The organism is Paraburkholderia youngii (genome assembly GCF_013366925.1).
Lineage (GTDB): Bacteria > Pseudomonadota > Gammaproteobacteria > Burkholderiales > Burkholderiaceae > Paraburkholderia > Paraburkholderia youngii.
This window is the reverse complement of the sequence record NZ_JAALDK010000002.1, coordinates 1,100,956-1,122,266: the sequence shown is the minus strand read 5'-3', so window position 1 is coordinate 1,122,266 and position 21,311 is coordinate 1,100,956. Positions and strand designations below refer to the sequence as shown.

16 protein-coding genes are annotated in these 21,311 nt (G+C 61.2%); 8 read left to right on the top strand and 8 right to left on the bottom strand.

The annotated features are described in order from the left end of the window. The first annotated feature begins 221 nt into the window (after positions 1–221). From G5S42_RS36440 to G5S42_RS36425, 4 genes are all read left to right on the top strand, one after another. Positions 222–2,006, top strand: coding sequence for a gamma-glutamyltransferase family protein (locus tag G5S42_RS36440; protein ID WP_176111568.1), 1,785 nt, complete (start codon positions 222–224; stop codon positions 2,004–2,006). Positions 2,007–2,074: 68 nt separating this feature from the next. Then, positions 2,075–3,502, top strand: a complete 1,428-nt coding sequence (locus tag G5S42_RS36435; RefSeq protein ID WP_176111567.1) for an MFS transporter — start codon at positions 2,075–2,077, stop codon at positions 3,500–3,502. A gap of 39 nt (positions 3,503–3,541) precedes the next feature. After that, positions 3,542–4,105 (top strand): GAF domain-containing protein, encoded by a 564-nt coding sequence (locus G5S42_RS36430; RefSeq protein ID WP_176111566.1) that lies wholly within the window; start codon positions 3,542–3,544, stop codon positions 4,103–4,105. Continuing rightward, positions 4,102–5,358 (top strand): MFS transporter, encoded by a 1,257-nt coding sequence (locus G5S42_RS36425; protein ID WP_176111565.1) that lies wholly within the window; start codon positions 4,102–4,104, stop codon positions 5,356–5,358. Before G5S42_RS36430 ends, G5S42_RS36425 begins: the two co-directional genes overlap by 4 nt. 100 nt (positions 5,359–5,458) lie before the next feature. Here the strand turns inward: G5S42_RS36425 and G5S42_RS36420 are convergent, their stop codons facing one another. The 7 genes from G5S42_RS36420 to G5S42_RS36395 form a co-directional block, all read right to left on the bottom strand. Then, a complete protein-coding gene (locus G5S42_RS36420) occupies positions 5,459–5,794 on the bottom strand; it encodes an RcnB family protein (RefSeq protein ID WP_176111564.1) in 336 nt (111 codons plus the stop codon). A 328-nt stretch (positions 5,795–6,122) separates the two neighbouring features. Next, a complete protein-coding gene (locus G5S42_RS36415) occupies positions 6,123–7,313 on the bottom strand; it encodes an arginine deiminase (RefSeq protein ID WP_373685699.1) in 1,191 nt (396 codons plus the stop codon). 119 nt (positions 7,314–7,432) lie between these two features. Continuing rightward, complete coding sequence (locus G5S42_RS36410; RefSeq protein WP_176111562.1) at positions 7,433–8,854, bottom strand: basic amino acid/polyamine antiporter; 1,422 nt, start codon at positions 8,852–8,854, stop codon at positions 7,433–7,435. A gap of 376 nt (positions 8,855–9,230) precedes the next feature. Further along, entirely contained in the window at positions 9,231–10,574 is a 1,344-nt protein-coding gene (locus tag G5S42_RS36405) for an ATP-binding protein (protein WP_176111561.1), read from the bottom strand. Beyond that, positions 10,571–11,311, bottom strand: coding sequence for a response regulator (locus tag G5S42_RS36400; protein WP_176111560.1), 741 nt, complete (start codon positions 11,309–11,311; stop codon positions 10,571–10,573). The genes G5S42_RS36405 and G5S42_RS36400 overlap by 4 nt, the downstream gene beginning before the upstream one ends. 7 nt (positions 11,312–11,318) lie before the next feature. Further along, positions 11,319–11,441: a hypothetical protein gene (locus G5S42_RS45305; protein WP_255208695.1), complete on the bottom strand. Its 123-nt coding sequence runs from the start codon at positions 11,439–11,441 to the stop codon at positions 11,319–11,321. Then, positions 11,438–11,809, bottom strand: coding sequence for a GFA family protein (locus G5S42_RS36395; RefSeq protein WP_176111559.1), 372 nt, complete (start codon positions 11,807–11,809; stop codon positions 11,438–11,440). Before G5S42_RS36395 ends, G5S42_RS45305 begins: the two co-directional genes overlap by 4 nt. Positions 11,810–12,372: 563 nt before the next feature. Here G5S42_RS36395 and G5S42_RS36390 point away from each other — a divergent pair. After that, entirely contained in the window at positions 12,373–13,416 is a 1,044-nt protein-coding gene (locus G5S42_RS36390) for a patatin-like phospholipase family protein (protein ID WP_176111558.1), read from the top strand. A gap of 2 nt (positions 13,417–13,418) precedes the next feature. Further along, the gene (locus G5S42_RS36385; RefSeq protein WP_176111557.1) at positions 13,419–14,915 is read left to right on the top strand and encodes a GntP family permease; all 1,497 of its coding nucleotides are present in this window, start codon (positions 13,419–13,421) and stop codon (positions 14,913–14,915) included. Positions 14,916–15,040: 125 nt separating this feature from the next. Here the strand turns inward: G5S42_RS36385 and G5S42_RS36380 are convergent, their stop codons facing one another. Next, positions 15,041–16,444, bottom strand: coding sequence for a replication initiation protein (locus tag G5S42_RS36380; RefSeq protein WP_176111996.1), 1,404 nt, complete (start codon positions 16,442–16,444; stop codon positions 15,041–15,043). A gap of 1,049 nt (positions 16,445–17,493) precedes the next feature. Between G5S42_RS36380 and G5S42_RS36375 the strand changes: the two genes are divergently transcribed. Both G5S42_RS36375 and G5S42_RS36370 read left to right on the top strand, forming a co-directional pair. After that, positions 17,494–18,705, top strand: a complete 1,212-nt coding sequence (locus tag G5S42_RS36375; RefSeq protein ID WP_176111556.1) for a ParA family protein — start codon at positions 17,494–17,496, stop codon at positions 18,703–18,705. After that, positions 18,702–19,676, top strand: a complete 975-nt coding sequence (locus tag G5S42_RS36370) for a ParB/RepB/Spo0J family partition protein (RefSeq protein WP_176111555.1) — start codon at positions 18,702–18,704, stop codon at positions 19,674–19,676. The genes G5S42_RS36375 and G5S42_RS36370 overlap by 4 nt, the downstream gene beginning before the upstream one ends. Positions 19,677–21,311 lie beyond the last annotated feature (1,635 nt).

The following is a 21,311-nucleotide window of genomic DNA, read 5'->3' as shown; positions in this document are numbered from 1 at the left end:
GTCATTCCGTGAACCAATTTGTATTGGTCCCAACGATACCAGAATCGCAGCGACTTGACACGGCAGCACCCGGTGATTTTTGATTCGCTATACTGGCTCGCAACTCGCGGGTTAACACCGGGTGCAACCCAGCTTCGTTAGACTTACGCTTTCATTTTCTCCAGTCGAACCATTAGACATTGGTTTGATCGTTCGGAGCCGTCGTCGCCAAGGAGCCGCGCATGTCGTTTACAACCCGTCCAGAACTGATCGGCACCTTCGGCATGGTGGCCTCGACGCACTGGCTCGCGAGCGCATCGGCGATGGCGGTCCTCGAAAAAGGCGGCAATGCGTTCGACGCCGCCGCTGCCGCCGGCTTCGTCCTGCAGATCGTCGAGCCGCATCTGAACGGTCCGGGTGGCGAACTGCCGGTGGTGTTCTACAGTGCGCGCGAAGAACGCGTGCGCGTGCTGTGCGGACAGGGCGTGACGCCCGCGCGTATGACCATCGAGCGGATGCGCAAGATGGGGCTCGACGTGGTGCCGGGCACGGGCCTGCTGCCCGCGGTCGTGCCGGGCGCGTTCGGCGCGTGGATGGCGCTGCTGCGCGACTATGGCCAGTTGCCCCTCGAAGACGTGCTGAGCTATGCGATCGGCTACGCGGAAAGCGGCTATCCGGTGCTGCCGCGCATGGCATCGTCGATTCTCGCGATTCAGGAGTTCTTTCGCACCGAATGGACGACCTCCGCCGAGCAATGGCTGCGCAACGGCGAGGCGCCGATGCCGAACCAGTTGTTCGCGAATCCCGCGATCGCCGAAACCTACAAGCGCATCCTGCGCGAGGCGAACACACGCAGCGATCGCGCCGAGCAGTGCGAACGCGCGCGCGATGCCTTCTATCGCGGCTTCGTCGCCGACGCGATCGACCAGTACTTCCGTTCGACCGCCGTGCTCGACACCTCGGGCCTGCGCAACAGCGGCCTGCTCGATGCGGGCGATCTCGCGCGCTGGGAGCCGACCTACGAAGACCCGGTGTCGTACGATTACGCGGGCATGCGCGTGCACAAAACCGGCCCGTGGGGCCAGGGCCCGATGTTCCTGCAGCAGCTCGCGCTGCTGAAGGGCTTCGATCTCAGCGCGATGGACCCCCTCGGACCCGATTTCGTGCACACGGTGATCGAGTGCTCGAAGCTCGCATTCGCCGACCGCGAAGTGTTCTACGGCGACCCGGCGTTTTCCCATGTGCCGATGGACGTGCTGCTCAGCGACGCATACAACGACGAGCGGCGTCGCCTCATCGATCTGCGCCGCGCGTCGTTCGAATTCCGCCCCGGGCTGCTCGGCGACAGCGAGCAACGCGCCGCGCGCATCGTCGCGAACGCCGGGCGCGAGCAGGCCGGCGGCTTCGGTCAGGGTGAGCCGACCTTCGCTCCACTGCCCGAATTGCGCGGCGACACCGTGCATCTCGACGTGGTCGACCGCTGGGGCAACATGGTTTCGGCTACGCCGTCGGGCGGCTGGCTGCAGGCATCGCCGGCGGTGCCGGGTCTCGGCTTCAACGTGACTACTCGCGCGCAGATGTTCTGGATGGAAGAAGGCCTGCCTTCATCACTCGGCCCGGGCCGCCGCCCGCGCACCACGCTGTCGCCGACCCTCGTCACGCGCGACGGCAAGCCGTACGCAGCCTTCGGCACGCCGGGTGGCGACCAGCAGGATCAGTGGTCGCTGCAACTGTTCCTCAAGCACGTGCATGGCGGGATGAACTTCCAGGCCGCCGCCGACGCGCCGTCGTTCCAGACCGCGCACTTCCCCGGCTCGTTCTATCCGCGCGCGATGCAGCTCGGCAAGATGTCCGCCGAGGCGCGCTTTCCGGACAGCACGCTCGCCGAACTGCGCGCGCGCAGCCACGATCTCACCGTCGCGGAGCCGTGGGCGCTCGGCCGGGTCTGCGCGGTCGCGATCCGCAACGGTTTGATGCGAGGCGCGGCCACGCCGCGTCAGATGCAGGCTTACGCGATCGGCCGATAAGCGGCCCGAAGCAGCCATCAGCACGGAACGCGCGGCCTCGTCGCGCGATTTCCTCGGGAGAAATTGCCGTGTCCGCCGTCGCTGCTCGTCTTGAAAGACTTCCGATATCGAGCTTTCACCGCAGACTGCTGCTGATCGGCGGGCTCGGGTACATGTTCGACGGACTCGATTCGTCGTCGCTCGCGTTCCTGCTGCCGGTCGTCAGCAAGCTGTGGCAATTGACGAGCGCGCAGACCGGGCTGGTCGCGAGCAGCACCTATATCGGCTATTTTTTCGGCGCGTTCCTGTCGGGTGTGCTCGCCGACGTGATCGGCCGACGCCGCATCATGATGAGCGCGCTCGCGATCTATTGCGTCGCGTCGCTCGCGAGCGCAACCGCGCAGGACTGGCACACGTTCTTCGCATTGCGCGTCGTCGCGGGCTTCGGTTCGGGCGCGGAGACCGTCGTGATCGCGCCGTTTCTCGCCGAATTCGTGCCACGCCGCTATCGCGGCATTTTCTGCGGCGCGCTGGTCGGCTTCATGTCGTTCGGCTATCTGACCTCGTCGATTCTCGGCTTCGCGGTGGTGCGCAACTTCGCCGACGGCTGGCGCTATCTGGCGGTGATCACGTCGCTGCCGGTCGTGATGCTGCTGTGGTGGCGCCGCACGCTGCCCGAATCGCCGCGCTGGCTCGAAAGCCAGGGCCGCGCGGCCGAGGCGAACGGCATCGTCGGCCGCATCGAGGCGGCGTTCGCCGAGCGCGGCATTGCGCTTGCTCCGGTGAGCGTGGCCAACGCGCTTCACGCGGTGCCCACGCCGGCCTCGACGCCGAAGCGCGGCAACGCCTGGCGCAACGTGCTCGCGCTGTGGTCGCCGCGACTCGCGCGCACGACCACGGTCAGTTGGCTGATGTGGTTCTCGGTTGCGTTCGCGTACTACTCGTTCTTCTCGTGGATCCCGAGCCTGCTGGTCAAGGAAGGACTGACGATGACGAAGAGCTTCGGCTATTCGATCGCGATCTATGGCGCGCAGATTCCCGGCTACTTCTCGGCCGCGTGGCTCAACGAGAAAATCGGGCGCAAGGCGGTGGTCGCTTCCTACATGCTGCTCGGCGGGATCGCTGCGATCACGCTAGCGTTTTCTCACACCGGCATACAGATCATGACCGCGGGCATCGCGCTGTCGTTCTTCATGAACGGCGCATTCGCCGGCGTCTACGCTTATACGCCGGAAGTGTTTCCGACCGCGGTGCGCACCACGGGCACGGGTTCGTCGTCATCGTTCGGCCGCATCGGCTCGGTCAGCGCGCCGATTCTCGTCGGCCTCGTTTATCCGCTGTTCGGCTTTCTCGGTGTGTTCGCGATGACCACGACGGTGCTGGTGATCGGCGCATGCGTGGTGTTCTTCCTCGGCATCGAAACGCGCAACCGCTCGCTCGAAGATATCGAAGCGAGCGAACTCGAACCGGCTCACGACGCGCGAGGCCAGTTGAACTCCACCCGCATGCACAGCTGAATCGCACTGCGACTCTTCACATTTCCCGATCCAAACGCGATGCAAACGATGCAAGGCAACCTGACCGAATCCGCACCGCACGATACGCAGATGCTGGATATCGCGGACCTCGAACGCCTCGCGCTGGCGATGCGCGTGAAAGGCCAACCACTTGAGCTGTTCCGCGCGGTTCACGCGGTGGCGGCAAAGGCGATAGGCCTGAGCCTGATTACGATCATGTCCTACGATGCGCAGCGACACGAGGTCGAACGGGTCTACACGAACATGCCGGACGTCTATCCACTGGGCGGCCGCAAAAGGAAGCAAGGCACCCCCTGGGCGCGGCAGATACTCCAGGAGCTGAAGCCGTTTCGCGCCGCCACGTCGAAAGGCATTCGCGAGGCCTTCGACGATCACGCAGTGATGATAGGTATGGGTCTCGGCTCGATCCTGAACATCCCGATCGCCTATGACGGCGTGTGCATCGGTACGATGAACCTGACGCACGAGGAAGGCTGGTACACCAGCCGCCATGAAAGCATGGGCCTGCTGATCGGCGCCTTCCTTGCCCCCGCTCTCATCAAACAGAGTACGCAATCCCCCGCTTGCGTCGCGCGTTCATGAAAACACCATCAGATCTGCAACACTATCAAGCCGTGCCCCATCCGGCCGTCTCGCAAGGCCGCTGGGTGCTGGTCTTCGTGCTCGGCTACCTCGCGCTGATCGCCGATGGCGCCGACGTGATGATGTACGGCCTGACCCTGTCGCGCATCAAGGACGACTTCGGGCTGACCAACGTCGAAGCGGGCGCGCTCGGTAGTCTGACCTTGCTCGGCATGGCGATCGGCGGTATTGCCGGCGGTTGGGCGAGCGATCGTCTGGGCCGCGTGCGCGTCGTCGCGTGGGCGCTCGCGCTGTTCTCACTCGGCGCGGGGATGCTCGGGTTCACGCACAGCTTCATCGAATTCGCGGCGGTGCGCTTCATCAGTTCGCTCGGCATTGGCTGCATGGTGCTGGTCACCACGCTGGTGGCCGAATACGTGCCGACCGAGCGGCGCTCGCTGGTGCTCGGCATGCTGCAAACCGGCATTTCGGCCGGCTATATCGTCGTGATCGCGCTCAGCAGCTGGATCCTGCCGCAGTACGGCTGGCGCACGCTGTACTACGTGTCGGCCGTGCCGGTGCTGCTCGCGTTCGCGATCAAGTTCGCGGTTCCCGAACCGGCCGCATGGCTCGCGAGCCGGGCCGCCGACCGCGCGAACGAGACGCGACTCGTCGACAATCGCTACGCGCAGATTTTCCGCGACCGCCAGGCACGCACGATGTTCATCCTGTGGACCTTCGCGTCGATCTTCGTGCTGTCCGGCTTTTACGGTCTGAACAACTGGCTGCCGACGTACCTCGAGAAAGAACTGCACATCAAGTTCGGTTCGCTGACCGGCTATATGATCGGCACGTACGTGGTCGCCTTCATCGGTAAGATCTTCGCGGGCTGGCTCGGTGATCGCTGGAGCCGGCGCGGCGTGTACGTGCTCGGCTGCATCGGTGCGGCGCTCTTTCTGCCGGTGATCATTTTCTGGCACACGCGCGACAACATTTCCACGCTGATGCTGTTCTTCGGCTTTCTGTACGGCGTGCCGCTCGGCACGATCGGCACGTTCATGTCCGAGAGTTTCGCGACGTCGGTGCGGGGCACCGCGGTGGGCGGCTCGTATAACCTCGGGCGCTTCTGTTCGGGGGCGGCGCCGATCGTCATTGGTTTTATCGCGACGCAGTTCTCGATCGGACTCGGCTTTCTCGTGGTCGGCGCGGTGTTCTTTTTGAGCGGCGCGACTGCATTGTTCGTTCCTGACCGGCTATACGATACGCAACAGTGAATCCATAGCGACCATGACGAGATGATGTCGTGTCAAAGAAATGCCCGGGACCCGGCGCTAAATCCTGGTCGCCGGATTACCTGGGCACCAGGATGAAGCATTACTCGTTTCCGGCGACGATGTTGGAGATGGTCCAGTTGTTCGTCGTTACGAGCACATAATCGCCATTGACGCCTAGCCATTTATGCCCGCGCGGCGGCGCATTGAGGCCGTGTCCGCGCCAGTCGTCCATTATGAAATTGTAATGACGGTATTCGGTCGGCACACGTTGGCCTTTGTGCCAGTCACGATGCGGAATCGACGGCATCACCTGCTGACGGCCAGTACCGGCCATCTGGCCGCCCTCGTCCTGCGGCTGCGGTCCAGCCGCAATCGCGAACGCCGACACCCCGGCAAACGACAAGGCGACGAGTTGCGCAACAAAGCGATTATTCATGTTCGAACCTCCGTGCGGTGGAAGAAAGCTCCGGGCATTCACGTGATTGACGTGAAAAGTAATCGTCCAGCTACTCGCAGATTCATTAACTCGAACTTCATTGCAGCGATCGCTGGTCTATCGAACGTGATCCTTGCAAATCGCGAGATGCCAAATTCGATATTTCAGGCCTGCCTCTAAGTCGTTAAAAAGTATAGTAAAAGGAAGTTCGACTTCAAGCCGGACCGCCTGGCGGCGGCGCACGCGCGCGCGGCGCTGTCGCTCGCTCGCCACTTCAGCGAGCGGGGCGGCATTCGCCACTCACCGTCAAATCGATCCGCGTGGCCGATCAATAGTCGACCGCATCGCGAATGATCGGGCAGGTCATGCAGTGACCGCCGCCACGTCCACGGCCCAGCTCCGCACCGACGATCGTAATCACCTCGATGCCCTGCTTGCGCAAAAGCGTGTTCGTGTACGTGTTGCGGTCGTATGCATAGACGACGCCCGGCGCCGCGCACACGAGGTTCGCACCGCTATCCCACTGCGTGCGCTCGCGCTGATAGTCGCTGCCGCCCGCCTCGACTACGCGCAGATGCTTGAGCCCGAGCGCCTCGGCGACGACATCGGTGAACGGCTTGTTTTCGGCGTGCAATTCGACGCCGCTCGGATGACTGCTCGGCCGATACGAATAGGTGCGCGTCTTCGCCATGAAGTCCGGGGCCACCAGCACGCAATCGCGATCGGCGAACGTGAACACGGTATCGAGGTGCATCGCCGCGCGAATCTTCGGCATCGCCGCGACGATCACGCGCTCGGCCGCGCCCTTCTTGAATAGCGTTGCCGCCAGTTGACTGATGGCCTGACGCGAAGTGCGCTCGCTCATGCCGATCAGCACGACGCCCTTGCCGATCGGCATCACGTCGCCGCCTTCCAGCGTGGCGAGACCGTGATCCTGGGTCGGATCGCCCCACCACACGTTGACCTTGCCCGCGAAGTCGGGGTGGAACTTGTAGATCGCCGTGGTCAGGATTGTCTCTTCGTGACGGGCCGGCCAGTACAGCGCATTCAGCGTGACGCCGCCATAGATCCAGCAGGTCGTGTCGCGCGTGTACAGCGTGTTCGGCAACGGCGGCAGCAGATATTCGGTACCGCCCGCCGCTTCCTTCGCAACTTCCAGCGCCTTGCCGCCGTGCGCTTCCGGGAAGTCGTGCGTGGATAGCCCGCCAATCAGCGTTTCGGCCAGCTTGCGATTGTCGAGCCCTTCCAGATAGCTTCTCAATTCATCGATAAAGCCGAGGCCGACCTGATTCGGCACCACCTGGTTGTCCAGAATCCATTTCTTGCCTTCGTGCACCGCGACCGTTTCGGAGAGCAGATTGTGCATCTCCACCACTTCGACGCCACGGTCGCGCATCTTCGTGACGAAGTCGAAGTGGTCGCGCTTCGCGTTCTCGACCCACAGTACGTCGTCGAACAGCAGTTCATCGCAATTGCTCGGGGTAAGACGCTGATGCGCGAGCCCCGGTGCGCAGACCATCACTTTGCGCAGCTGTCCGACTTCCGAGTAGACGCCCAATTCACCCGCTTTCGCGTCCGTGTTCGCCATGATGACCTCCTGAATATCAGTGGTGACCCGCTCTGTTCAATCTGATGTCGTTAGATTGTGATCCTTCCGGTTACGAGGGCGTAGATGCCGATGATTGCGCCAATGATGATGACGGTAAAGATGAACCAATCGGAAATGATGAAAACGTTCTTGCTTTGCTCTCGTCGCGCCCAAAAATAAAGTGCTGTGCCGGGCGCGTACAGCACCGCGGCAAGCAGAATGAATTTCAGGCCGCCCGCGAAGATCATGAATGCGGTATAGATCACGGCGATCGCGGCCATGATCAGGTCGCGCCGGCGCTCGTCGGCGCGAAGGTCGTAACCGTCGCCGCGATTCGCGTTCATGCATCCGAACACCGCGACGAGCAGGTACGGAATCAACGACATCGCGCTCGTCAGATTCAACATCAGCGCGAATGCATCGCGCGAGAAGTACGTGCTGATGACGAGCAACTGCACCACGATGTTGGTCAGCCACAATGCATTAGCCGGCGTCTTGTTGATGTTTTCCTTGCCGAAGATCGCAGGCATGTCTTCGGTCCTCGCCGCCGAGAACAACACTTCGGCGCAGATCAACGACCAGGCCAGATAAGCGCCGAGCACCGAAATCAGCAGACCTATGCTGACGAAAACGGCGCCCCAGTGACCGACCACCGCTTCGAGCACCGCAGACATCGACGGCTGCCGCATCGCCGCAATGTCCACGCGCTCGAGCACCGCATAAGGCAGCATCGTCACGAGCACCATCAGCGAGGTGACGACGACGAAGCCGAATATCGTCGATTGCCCGACGTCGGAGCGCTTCTTTGCATAACGGGAATAAACGCTCGCCCCTTCGATGCCGATGAACACGAACACGGTGACCAGCATCGTGGCCCGTACCTGCTCGAAGATATTGCCTTCGAGACCGCCGCCGTAGAGGTTGGCCTGGAACAGGTCCATCCGAAAGCCGAACAACAGGATCAGAATGAACACCAGAATCGGAATGATCTTGGCGATCGTAACAATACTGTTGATGAAGGCCGCCTGCTGCACGCCTTTCAGGATCATGTAATGAAATAGCCAGATGCCGATCGAAGCAACGACGATCGCGACGACCGTATTACCCTCGCCGAACACCGGAAAAAATGCGCCGAGTGTCGACTTGATCAGCACCCAGTAAGAAACATTGCCGATACAACTGCTGATCCAGTAGCCAAATGCGGAAAGAAAGCCCGGATAGTCGCCAAAACCCGCTCTCGCATACGCAAACACGCCGGCGTCCAGTTCTGGCTTTCTTTCCGCCAGCGTCTGAAACACGCGCGCCAGCATATACATGCCCGTGCCCGCAATCAGCCATGCGATCAGGGCGCCCAGCGGACCGGTGGCGTCGGCGAAGGTACGCGGTAGGGAAAATATCCCGGCTCCGACCATGCCGCCCACGACCATCCCGGTGAGCTGCACTTTTGAAAGCTTTTGTGGAGTGGACGCCATTCGGATTCCTTTTTAGTGACCCAACAAGGATCTGTAATCAGATTCGAACGAAACGTGTCTCTCGGCCAATCTTGCTGTTGATCCGCCGCGTTACTCTGCAACCACCACACGAAAAGAATGGTCTGTCCGCTGACGTTTGTCAATTTATCGCCGCTCGCATCGATAAGTCGCATTCAATATCGATGATTTAAAAATAATGCGACGTGTCGCATCACCAACGCGGTTTTCTCGAATGATGGGAATCGCTGAAGCGAGCTGAAAATGTGGTCGCTCAGAACTACTGATAAGCAGCTGAGCGACAGCTCGGAATGACGCGCGAACGTCATCAATGGTCCAAACCCGATGACGATTTCGCAGTGGCGGGTTTTGGGTCCAACTATGACTCGCGCAACTTCCTCAACGTCAGCCGCGCTTCGAGGCCGCCGCCAACGCGGTTGTGCAGCGTGAGCGTCGCGTCCATCGAAAGCGCGAGTTGCCGCGCGATCGCGAGTCCCAGCCCCGTGCCGCCTGTTTGACGATTGCGCGAATCTTCGAGTCGCACGAACGGCTCGAACACCGTCTCCAGCGACTCGGCCGGAATGCCGGGACCGCGATCGAGCACCGACACGGTCGCCTCGCCATCGTGCAACGCGCCGATCTCGATATGCGCGGCGCCGGCGTACCTCAGCGCGTTATCGACCAGATTGCCGACGATGCGCTTCAACGCCTGTGGACGCAACCTCAGCGACTGGCCGAACTGGCCCTGCAGCGACACTTGCTGACCGGCGTCCACGTAATCGCAGACGAGACTATCGAACAGTGCATCGGGATCGATGCGGCGCGGCACTTCGGTCGTGCCGTGCATCGTGCGCGCATAGGTGACCCCTTCCTTGACCAGCGCCTCCATTTCCTGCAGGTCCTGGCGCAGCTTCGCGGCTTCGCTGTCGTCGTCCATCGTGTCGACGCGCAGACGCATGCGCGTGATCGGCGTCTGCAGATCGTGCGAAATCGCCGCGAGAATCTGCATGCGCTCGGTCATGTACGTGGCGATCCGATCCTGCATCGCGTTGAACGCGCGCGCGGCGCGCGCCACTTCGGACGGACCGGCTTCGGGCAGACGGTCGGCCTTCAGGTCAGGGCCGAGCGTGTCGGCCGCGACTGCGAGCTGATTGAGCGGGCGCGTCGCGAGCCGCACCGCCAGCCAGCAGCAGGCGCCGAGCACGAGCAATTGCAGCGTCAGCACGAGCGGCAGCCAGCGCGACAACGGTGCGCCGGGCATCGGTCGCAGGTCGATGGTGAGCGGCGTGCCGTCGCTCAGTTTCAGGTGCACCTGCAGACGCTCGCGATCGCCTGGCACCGCGTTGACGGTCAACGGATATCGCGTGCCGATGCCGTCGCCGATCGATTGCGCGACGCGCGCCGACAGGCTTGCGTCGACCGGTGCGCCGGCCACGCCCTCGCCGAGCACGAACTCGTAGCTGCGCCGCGCAAGCCGCGGCAGCCATTGGGCGCGTTCGTCGGGCGGCAGATGGTCGAGCAGCGCGACCGAGCTCGCCACCTCGCGCTCGATGTAGCCCATCATGATGTTGGTCATCGTCTGGTCGCGCTCGGTCATCGTGAGCCAGAACGACAAAGCCTGCGCGAGCGCGAGCCCGACGAACAGAATCACCGCGAGCCGCGCGAACAGCGTGCGCGGCCAATGCGGCCAGCGCAGCAACGACGGTGACACAGATACGCTCATTGCGGATCTCCGATCGCGGTGACCGCTGCCGAAAACACGTAGCCCTCGCTGCGCAGCGTCTTGATGTAGCGCGGCTCGCGCGCGCCGTCGCGCAGGCGCTGACGCAGGCGGCTCACCATCAGATCGATCGAGCGGTCGAACGGATCGGCCTGGCGTCCCTGGGTCAGGTTCAGCAGCTGGTCGCGCGTGAGCACGCGCTGCGGGTGATCGAGAAACACGCGCAACAGACGGTACTCCGCGCCGCTCAACGCCACTTCGGTGCCGTCCGCGTCGAGCAGATGGCGCGCGGTCGTGTCGAGCCGCCAGTCGCCGAAGCACAGCATCGGCGCCGACTCCGTCACCTCCATGCCGGGCGGCAGCATGCGCGCGCGGCGCAGCACCGAGCGGATTCGCGCGAGCAGCTCGCGTGCGGCGAACGGTTTGGTCAGGTAATCGTCGGCGCCCATTTCGAGTCCGACGATCCGGTCCGCTTCCTCGCTGCGCGCCGTCAGCATCAGAATCGGCACCGCGCGGAACTTGCCCGCGCGCAGCTCGCGGCACAGCACGAGGCCGTCTTCGCCGGGCAGCATCAGGTCGAGCACGATCAGGTCGGGCGCGCCGTTCTCGAGCGCGGCGCGCATCTGGCGGCCATTGGCCGCGAGCGTGACGCGCACGCCGTTTTTCTCGAGGTATCCCGCGAGCAGTTCGCGGATCCCGCGATCGTCGTCGACGATCAGTACGTGGTCGGAGGTTTCCATCGACGGATTATCTGCCGCGGCGTTTGAGTTGCACGCCGCTCGATTGGATCAGTGAACACTGCAACGGATGCGCGAGTTCCGCCGCGAAGCCGCCCACGACGAACACGGCGATGGCAAACAGGCGTTTCATGCGTCCTCCAGCACGGAAAGACTCGCGCCGTCGGCCACGCTGGCTTCGAGCACATAAGGATCGACCCCGTCGAGGCAGCCGATGTTGACGCGCCATTGCAGCGGATCCCTGCGCGTCTGATGAAAAGGATAGATGCCGCAATGCTTGCAGAAGTAGTGTTTCGCGACCTTCGTGTTGAACTGGTACAGCGTCAGCGAATCCTCGCCACTCAGAATCTTCAGTTGACTCGCGGGAAAGGGCGGCGTCATCAGCGCGCCCTTGCGGCGGCACAGGCTGCAGTTACAGCGGCCGGCCGGAACGATTTCGGTGCGAACTTCGAACTTGACGGCCCCGCAGTGACAGGACCCTTGCAGCAACCCGGCGCTCATGGTGATCTCCGTGATTTGACGATGCCTGCTTTTATAGCCTGGTTCATCAGTCGAATTATGTCGTAATGTATCCGGCCGCCGAGACGATACATTACATTGCAATAAGCCGTGGCAATTAGCGCAAGGCGAAACAGCGAAGTTAAAGCGCGCGCGAATTAGCATTTAAGCGGCACGCGCAAAACGGATAATGCGGGTTGATTCATTGCCGCCGCATTGTCGCGCTCCCCCTGCAAAGATACTCCGCTTATCCATGATTATGTGAGCGCCTCGGCGTGGTACGCCAGCCGGGCTCCTTACACGCTGCTTTTGACCTCGGCGTGACCAACCGGGTTTCTCTGTCCCGCCTGACTGGCCGGCATTGCCAGGCACAGCCGCGCGGCGCCTCGAATACGCTTGACTTTTAATCACTAGCCACTTCCAATACCTATGGTGCAGTGCGATGCCTCACCTCTGAAACACGCCTCACGTCATTCGGTAATTCAAAGCATTGGCCAGCAGTTCATTCGTCCGCCGCGCATGCGGCGTCAGCTCGAAATGGAGCACTCCTCATCACGGGAGTCGTCTTGGCTGCAAGAAAAAACCAACCCTCTCGCCGCGAACCCGCCCTTATCGATCTCGCATTGCAGGGTGGCGGTTCGCACGGTGCTTTTACATGGGGCGTCCTCGACCGTTTGCTCGAAGAGTCGTGGCTGCAGATCGAAGGGATATCAGGTACGTCGGCTGGCGCGATGAACGCTGCGGTGCTGGTAAGCGGCTACCAGGTGGGCGGCGCGTCCGGCGCGCGCGCCGCGCTCGAAGCGTTCTGGCGGCGAGTATTCGAAGCGTCGGTGTACAGCCCGTTTCGCCGCAGCCCGTTCGACGTATTGATGGGCCGCTGGACGCTCGACTACTCGCCGTTCTTCATCGCGATGGACCTCGCGGCGCGGGTGTTTTCTCCGTACGACCTGAACCCGCGCGGCGTCCATCCGCTGGCGAAGATTCTGCAGGACTCGATCGATTTCGGGCATCTGCGCGACGCGCCGATCAAGCTGTTCATCACAGCGACGCGCGTGCGCACGGGCCAGGCGCGTGTGTTTCGCAATGGCGACCTGACGCCCGACGTGCTGCTCGCCTCCGGCTGCCTGCCCACGCTGTTCCAGGCCGTGCAGATCGACGGTGAATACTATTGGGACGGCGGCTACGCCGGGAATCCGACCATCACGCCGCTGGTACGCGAATGCACGTCGAGCGATACGCTGCTGATTCAGGTCAATCCCGTCGTGCGGGATGAAACACCACGCACCGCGCGCGACATCATCAGCCGCCTGAACGAAGTCGCCTTCAACGCGCCGCTGCTGAAAGAGCTGCGCATGATCGCGCTGCTGCGGCGCGCCGCGGACGCCGGCAGCGACGAAGGCCGCCATTGGGCGGCGATGCGGATCCATCGGATCTCGAGCGAGCTGATGACCGAACTCGGCTACTCGTCGAAACTGAACGCCGAGTGGAGCTTTCTGACGATGCTGCGCGACGAAGGCCGACGCGCCGCGGACGCGTTCCTCATCGAGCACGCCGATTCGATCGGCGTGCGCTCCTCGCTGGATCTCGACGCGTTGCTCGACGGAGTCTGACCATGGAAGTCATCACCGTGTCCCCGCTCGCGATCGGTCTCGGACTCTTTGGCATGCTCGCGAGTCTCGCGCTGCTGATCGCCTTCGCATACCGCGGCTGGACCGTGCTGCTGCTCGCGCCGTTCGCCGCGATGCTGGCCGCCGCGATTTCGGGCGAACCGATTCTGGCGCACTGGACCCAGACCTTCATGCTCAGCGCCGCGCGCTTTCTCGCGCAGTTCTTCCCGTTGTTCCTGCTCGGCGCGCTGTTCGGCAAGCTGATGGAAGACAGCGGCTCCGTGAAGGCGATCGCCAGTTACATGACGGAGAAGCTTGGCGCGCATCGGGCGATTCTCGCCGTCGTGATCGGTGGCGCGCTCGTCACCTATGGCGGTGTCAGCCTCTTCGTCGCGTTCTTCGTGCTCGCGCCGATGGCCACCGCCCTATTCCAGGCCGCCAATATCCCGCGCCGTCTGATGCCGGCCGCGATCGCGCTCGGCACGCAGACGTTCACGATGTCCGCGCTGCCGGGCACACCGGCGATCCAGAACGCGATCCCGATGCCGTTCTTTGGTACGACGCCGTTTGCGGCGCCCGGGCTCGGCATCGTCGCGAGTATCGTGATGGTGGCGTTCGGGCTGTGGTGGTTGTCCTTGCAGCAATCGCGCGCGAAGGCGGCCAACGAAGGATTCGACGGACTCAACGCGGCGGTGAAATCCACCGGGGCGCCGGCCAGCGACAACCTCGTGCGCGAACGCGCGAGCGTCTCGCAGAGTTTCGATCCGGAGGAAGCGAAACGCGGGCACGTCAGTGAGGATCTCCCGTCGTTCGGCGTCGCGCTCGCGCCGCTCGTGCTCGTCGTGCTGACGAACTTCGTGATGAACGTGATCGTGCTGCCGCGCATCGACGCGGACTATCTGGCCGAAGTCCGTTGGGGTGAGACGTCGCTTTCGGCGGTCGCCGGAGTGTGGGGCGTGTGCGTGGCGCTCGTCGTCGCGATCGTCGTGCTCGTGCTGCTCAATCGGCGCCGCCTGCCGGCGCTGCGCGAGACGATGGACGCGGGCGCGAATGCATCGGTGCTGCCTGTGCTCAACGTCGGCAGTCTGGTCGGCTATGGCGCGGTGATTGCCGCGTTGCCCGCGTTCGCGCTCGTGCGCGAATGGGTGCTCGGCGTCGGCGGTGGTCCGCTCGTATCGCTCGCGGTCGCCACGAACCTGCTCGCGGGATTGACTGGTTCGGCTTCAGGCGGTCTCACGATCGCGCTCGACGCGCTCGGCGGCACCTATCTTCAACTGGCCGCGCAACACGGCATCGACCCGGCACTGCTGCATCGGGTCGCCGTGATGTCCTCCGGGACACTCGACAGCCTGCCGCACAACGGCGCGGTCGTGACGCTGCTTGCGGTATGCGGCTCGAACCATCGTGAGAGCTATCGCGACATCGTGATGGTCGCGATTCTCGGCGCGTTGCTCGCGCTGGTTGTGGTGATCGTGCTGGGCTCGCTGGTCGGCACGTTCTGAGGGTTTTCTGCTTTCTAAAGTATCGAGGGGTCTTGCGCTGACGTTGCTGTTCGTCAGTGCAAGACCCCTTTCCTGTTGCTGCTCGGCCGAGTCTGGATTGCTTGCCTGCTGACTAGCCGCTCACTTCACGCTGCCGCGCGCGCCGCATTCATCCGGCCGAACACGAACTGCCCCAGATACCAGACCAGCTCCGTATTCGCGAGGATCGCATCTTCGGTGACCGTCGACGGTTCGAGCTTCATCCGACGCAGCATCAGCTTGCCTTCGCGCGATGTCGTCCACGCATGCATCAGTTCCTTGCGCGTCTTCGCATCGGCGGCGTTGAAATGATCGCGGCCCTTGCGCGAATCCTCGTTCATGCGCGCACGCACTTCTTCTTCACGCGTCGCGATGCTGTTCGCCAGGGTCTTTCTCGTTTCGGTCTTGGCTGCCTGTTCCTGCGCCTCGTCCGCGAGCAGTTTGGCTTGCACGTCGACCATCGTGCGCTCGGCGTCGGAGATCTTCCAGTTGTCGCGTAGCGCGCGCATCAGATAGCCCGCGGGACTCTTCTTGACCTGGCCGCGCTTGATTCTGAAACGCGTGTATTCGACGGCCTGCTGAATGCGTTCGTCGGTCCACAGTTCGCGGTTCTCCGAAATCTCGCTGAACTGCTTGGTCGACAGCCCGAACTCGTCGGTGAGAATCTTGTACAGATGGCTCGCGTCGGCGAGGCTCGCGAGTACCGCGTCGGCTGTGTCCTTACGCTTGAGCAGGAAGCGGATGCGGTCGATTTTCTTCGACGTGGTGGATTCAGTTCGCGTCTCGTAGGACATCTCGACGTCCGACACTTCGTTGATCTCGCGCACCGCCGGTTCGAGCCAATCGCGCTTGAAGTATTTGAAGATGGCGGCGTTCGCGCCCATTTTGCCGGGCCAGTTGCGCATTTCCTCGAGCTGGATCCAGTCGGTGCGTCCTGCGGGAACGTTGGGCAAAACCTTGTCGTAGATCGCGCGCGCGAGACTGCGCGTGAACGCGGTGGAAATGCGCAAGCTCAGCCAGTGAGATTTCTGCGGATCGCGGATATGCGGCACGAGCCGTGGATGGACGTCGAAACGCATACGCCCGCGATGAAAGCCGACCATACCGATCAGTTGGACCTGCACCCACAGGTCGTCTTCACTGGGATCGCGGTCCGCGGGCGTATTCGTCACGCGGACTTTCGCGTTCTGAGCTTCGTCGGCGATCGTGCGCAAATGCTTCAGGTTGCGGCTATCGTAGCGCATCAGCCACTTGAAGTAGTTGAGTTCGACGTCGTACTGATCGCGTTGCTCGGGCTCCTGCGCGACGATGAAGTACGCGGCATCGAGAAAACGCCGCGCCGGCAGTCCCATGTTGACGATCTCGGTGAAGAAATCGTTGCGCTGATAACCGATCTCGCGATTGGCCTCGTTGATGCGCAATCCCTGATCGAACATGTCTTCGAACAGCGCGAGCGCCATCTGGCGTGACGTCGCTTTCGACTTGCCCTCTTCCGGATTGTCCGCGGCCATGTTCTTCATCCACTTTTTAGCTCCCGGGACTGTAAGCATGCGGTGGTGAGCTGTCAACACACAGAACCTCACCATCACAACGACGGCGGCGGTGGCCGCTTTTTCGCCCATTCCGCGATTTAGCACACAGGACCTCACCATCTACACAAGGAACCTCACCTTGCGAGAGGGACTTCCGCGCGGCGAAGCCTTATGGGACGGCCCATCCGACCTTCATTTCCTGCAAATGCACAACCCACCTCACCTTCGGAAATCGACGCACGGTCAAACACATGGAACCGCACCGTGGTGGGGAATTGGTCTCACCTTGCTGCACAGCCAACCGCACCTCTCAGCACAGCAAACCTCACCTTCGACACAACGCACCTCACCTTTTCAGACCTAAGTCGTTGAATGAATTGAATATCGTTTTGGTATGTAGGTTTGTGGGTTCGTTCTCGGTTTAAAAAAACCTACCAACTGGGATCACAGAGCAAATTGACGTGGAGATTGCGCAATGCAGCATGGTGAGGTCGATTGTGCGATGCCTGGGAGCTTATGAACGGGTGCGTGGCCAAGGTGAGGTTGGTTGTGCTTTCACGGTGATCCGCAAGGATTAATGACGGGCTGGGGTACGGGCTGGCCGCCTCTCGCCGGCGGAAATCAGCGGGTGCTAGGTGAGGTTGATTGTGCTTTTGCGCTGCAAACGGACGGAGCGCTCGCCGGAAGGTGGCAACAAACCTGATAATGGTGAGGTCCGTTGTGCTGCAATTCGCCGGAGTGGGCTTCGCGGAAATGAGAAAGTGCACAAATGACCTCACCCGGTGCTTAAGTTTTAAGCAAGTTCGCCGAGTCGGCTGGCCCTATTACGAGGGAAGGTGAGGTCATTTGTGCCCTCAAGCACGCGGTGTTTCGGGGCCTGTTTCGTTTCGACGACAGTTCCGCCACCGAAAACGCTGTGAAAACATGGAAATTTCCAGAAAAACTGCATTAAAACAGTAATTTAAAAAGCTATTTTCAAGTATTTCCTGTATTCTGAGGTTTCTGGAATTTTATGGATAAACCTCAGAATGGTCAGAACGAGCCAACTTCCTGCCGTAGACCGAACCGTTCACTTTGAGCAGATCAGTGAGTTCGCAGAAAAAGTCACCATTTTCACTAATGAGCTGCGTGACACGATTCTGGCTCCACGTCCTCGAAAAACGGCTCCCGTTTTCAAGACTGGCGAGATTGCCGAGATGTGCAACATCTCGCACTCGCAGGTTCAGTATCTCGCAACAAAAGGCGACGGAGAACTGCCTTCGGGCACGGCGGCCGGCACGGGCCGTACCCGGACCTTCACGCTGGAAGAAGCGCGGATCTGGGTACAAAAGATTTCCGACATCTACCAGACTCCACTGGTCACTCGTCTGAAGGAACCAGACGGGAAGATCATCATCACCGCGCAGCTCAAAGGTGGTTCCGCCAAGACGACTACGACGATGTGCCTTGCCCAAGGGCTGTCGCTACGGGGGCGGAAAGTGTTGGTGGTCGATCTCGATCCGCAGGCGTCGCTCTCGGAACTGTGCGGACTGTACGCGGAAAAAGACGTGTCGCCTGAAGATACGGTATTGCCATATGTCTACGACCAGGACATCGAGGGCGGCCTCGAGGGGCGGATTCAGTCGACGTACTGGGATGGTATCGACGTGATTCCCGCGCATACGGAACTGATCGGAGCAGAGTTCCATCTACCAGCGATGCAAAAGATGCGGCCAGGTTTTCGTTTCTGGACCGTGCTTCGTCAAGGGCTCGAGCCGCTGCGCAAGAAGTACGACTACATTCTGATGGATACGTCGCCGTCGCTGTCGTACCTCAATCTGAACGCGCTGATGGCCGCGGATGCCATGGTGATGCCGATGGTGCCGGAAAACCTGGACTTCATCAGCTCGCTGTCGTTCTGGCGACTCTTCTCAGACGTGTCCAAAAGCTTCATCAAATTCGAGAAGGAAAAGAAATACGACTTTGTGTCGCTGGTGTTGTCGCGTGTCGATTATGGGCGGAACTCGTCGGCGCCGATCGTACGTGCTTGGGCGCAAAGCGCGTACGAAAACTGGTTGCATTCGATCGAGGTACCGGCGAGCTCGGTGATGAGCACCGGGGCGTTGGCGTTCTCGACCGTCTTCGACATTAGCAGCAATCACAGCGCGGCCAAGTCGCTGCAACGCGTGCGGCAGCCTCTCGTCGATTACTGTCGCTGGATCGACGAGATCTATTCGGAAAAATGGAGGAACGCGCAATGAGCAATATGCGAGAACAGTTGCTGGCCAAGACGTCCGGCATTCGCAAAACTTCGTCGATCAACGAGGACGAGGTGAAGCGCAGCAACCGCACGCAAACGGCGCCCGGCCTTGCCGGCGCGCTGGCCGTTGCGCAGCTTCGCGTGCAGGAATTGGAATCGACCGGCGTCGCATCGCAACTGCCGGTTGCGGGGATCTTGCCGAACCCGTGGCAGCCGCGCCGCGTGTTCAACGAAGCAAAGTTGGCCGAGCTTGCGGAGTCGATCCGGGAAGTTGGGCTGATGCAGCCGATCGTGGTCCGTCGTGTCGCCGACGACTATCAGATCGTCGCTGGTGAACGGCGTTGGCGTGCGCACAAGATGCTGGGGCAGGACACAATCAAGGCAGTCGTCGCAGATTGCTCCGACTCGGATATGGCCGTGCTGGCGATGGTCGAAAACATCAGCCGCGACGACCTTACTGACTATGAAATCGGCGTTGCGATCCGTCGATCGGAAACGGAGTTTCCGAATCGCAAGCGACTGGCGGAAGCGATGGGCTTGTCTCGGGCGGGTCTGTACCAGTTCTTATCGTTCGATAATCTGCCGGACTTCATCAAGAAAGATCTCGATATTCAACCGCGACTATTGGGCGGGACTGCTGCGCAAGCAATCGGGACGGCCATCAAAAAGCACGGCGAGGAAGGGGTTAGAGCGGCTCGTGAAATTTGGCCGCTGTTGGTGAGAGGCGAAATGGATCAAGGCAAGGTCGCGGCGGCAATCACTGCCTTGGCGACCCGGCAGACGACGTCGGCTGGTACCAGCGGTCGCAGCATCGAGAAGTTTTTCGCGGGGCGAGAGCACGCTGGAAGCATCACGAAGGATGTCAGCAATTTCACGATCAAGATCAAGACCGGGGTGATCACCGAGGCGCAAGAGGTTCAGATACGACAGTTGATTGGACAGATGTTTCAGTCGCAGCCGAAAACGAGTTGATTTGATTTCTGGTTCGTAGTGTAGAAAGGCCCGCCAAGTGCGGGCTTTTTTTCGGCCAGCCAAAATGGTCCGAGCTTAAGAGAGTGTCTAGAGTCTAGACACTCTCTAAGCTGCCACGCATCAGCGTCCATCCGAGTGTCTAGACTCTAGACATTCTTGCCGGCGGAAACCGACGTCGATATCAGAGCGTCGCCTCCGTGCGGACGAACATTCATTGTGCCTTCGGCGGTTCACGGGGAGACACGCGTAGTAGTGCCTTCGCGGGGCAATCTTGCAAAGGCTGATTGCTGGTCAGCTCCTGAACATGATCGAGCTCGCCATTTGGCTCGGAATTTATGAGGCAATCCGTGAGCTGGCTTCCACCGACTCACCGATGGGTCATATTGTCGGAGGCACAGCTATCTCTCGTTTAAAAGAGAATGTTCCCCGTCAAGCCATCCACGGTCATTCTCAACCTCGCGCTACGATCCGGCTATTTGTCCGCGTGCCTCCGCTTGGCCATCGACGGCTCGCTCTTGCTAATGAGAAAAATCGCTGCCCTTGAGAACGACTCGACGCTCGCCAAACGGACGCCACAGGCTTGCCGGCAAACAGGTGAAATATCGCGGGACACGCCGACAATGCTTTTCCATAAAGCGTCGAGTTAATGATGGCGCTCCTGGCCGCAGCGCATTGGTGAATGTCGTCGACGCGTTTCACGGCCGCTCCGATGTTCGAAAGCACCTATGGCCACGGACATGCGGCGCTCGCACCAACGCTTATCGACCATACAGTCGGCGGCATTTCTGCCGGCAAATCCGTCCCATACGATTTGCGGTGGAATCCGGATGGACTGACGCGCAAAGAAAGGCTGTGCATTTGGCGTGCCCTCAGCGGATAGACGGCATACGTCAAGGTGCGGCGGGAGCCAGCACCGCTATTACTCAAATACCGCGCTAGGGATGTCCGCATTTGGTAGCGCGATCCCTCTAGACTTAAGCAGATCAAACCTACCGTCAGCGGTGTTCGCATCTGATTCGAGCGGCGCAAGCTTGCCCTGGAATCATGTCCCATTGCAGATCCTGCCAGTCGCCCGACGGCGAGAAGTCAATCACCAACACCTCCCAACCGCTACGCGTTTGACGGTTCGTGCGTTAAGCCAAACTCTGCCCGTTGTTAGTGACAAGGCACGTTCGGATAAGTAATCTCGGTCGACAAGTCTGCGGATCGATTCGCTCCCTCACGGGATGTCCGGCTCGTCTTTTTCGAAGGCATGCATCGCGACCGCGCCGATCATCGTTTGGCTCAGCACTTGAGCAATGAGCTAATCGACTGCAACGGATGGTTTCCGTCTGGTCTCGTATGTCGGGGCTACTCGGTGAGCCGCCGCCAGACCACGCGGTCAGCGCGAAATCAAAGTCGCAGCGCTCGGCTTATCGGCAATTAACCCGCTGGACGATGGTTGGCGGGATGAGCGGGGACAACCGCGCAAGTCATCGTGGACGGAAAGAGTCGTCGGCCGGCTCGCTCTGTGACATGGATTGGCGAGACGGTTGCGCATCACATGATCCCAACGCGAGCCACTATTTATCGCCGAGCGCGTCAACAACTTGAGCTTCAACGCCCATCACAGTCGTCCATGGACAATCTAATAAC

Bases quoted from the DNA above. Each gene is read 5' to 3' on its own strand.
- G5S42_RS45305 (WP_255208695.1), bottom strand. From the start codon at position 11,441: ATGAAACGCCTGTTTGCCATCGCCGTGTTCGTCGTGGGCGGCTTCGCG.
- G5S42_RS36370 (WP_176111555.1), top strand. From the start codon at position 18,702: ATGAGCAATATGCGAGAACAGTTGCTGGCCAAGACGTCCGGCATTCGC.
- G5S42_RS36385 (WP_176111557.1), top strand. From the start codon at position 13,419: ATGGAAGTCATCACCGTGTCCCCGCTCGCGATCGGTCTCGGACTCTTT.
- G5S42_RS36415 (WP_373685699.1), bottom strand. From the start codon at position 7,313: ATGGTCTGCGCACCGGGGCTCGCGCATCAGCGTCTTACCCCGAGCAAT.
- G5S42_RS36380 (WP_176111996.1), bottom strand. From the start codon at position 16,444: ATGGCCGCGGACAATCCGGAAGAGGGCAAGTCGAAAGCGACGTCACGC.
- G5S42_RS36405 (WP_176111561.1), bottom strand. From the start codon at position 10,574: ATGAGCGTATCTGTGTCACCGTCGTTGCTGCGCTGGCCGCATTGGCCG.
- G5S42_RS36420 (WP_176111564.1), bottom strand. From the start codon at position 5,794: ATGAATAATCGCTTTGTTGCGCAACTCGTCGCCTTGTCGTTTGCCGGG.
- G5S42_RS36425 (WP_176111565.1), top strand. From the start codon at position 4,102: ATGAAAACACCATCAGATCTGCAACACTATCAAGCCGTGCCCCATCCG.
- G5S42_RS36410 (WP_176111562.1), bottom strand. From the start codon at position 8,854: ATGGCGTCCACTCCACAAAAGCTTTCAAAAGTGCAGCTCACCGGGATG.
- G5S42_RS36375 (WP_176111556.1), top strand. From the start codon at position 17,494: ATGGTCAGAACGAGCCAACTTCCTGCCGTAGACCGAACCGTTCACTTT.
- G5S42_RS36395 (WP_176111559.1), bottom strand. From the start codon at position 11,809: ATGAGCGCCGGGTTGCTGCAAGGGTCCTGTCACTGCGGGGCCGTCAAG.
- G5S42_RS36400 (WP_176111560.1), bottom strand. From the start codon at position 11,311: ATGGAAACCTCCGACCACGTACTGATCGTCGACGACGATCGCGGGATC.
- G5S42_RS36440 (WP_176111568.1), top strand. From the start codon at position 222: ATGTCGTTTACAACCCGTCCAGAACTGATCGGCACCTTCGGCATGGTG.
- G5S42_RS36430 (WP_176111566.1), top strand. From the start codon at position 3,542: ATGCAAACGATGCAAGGCAACCTGACCGAATCCGCACCGCACGATACG.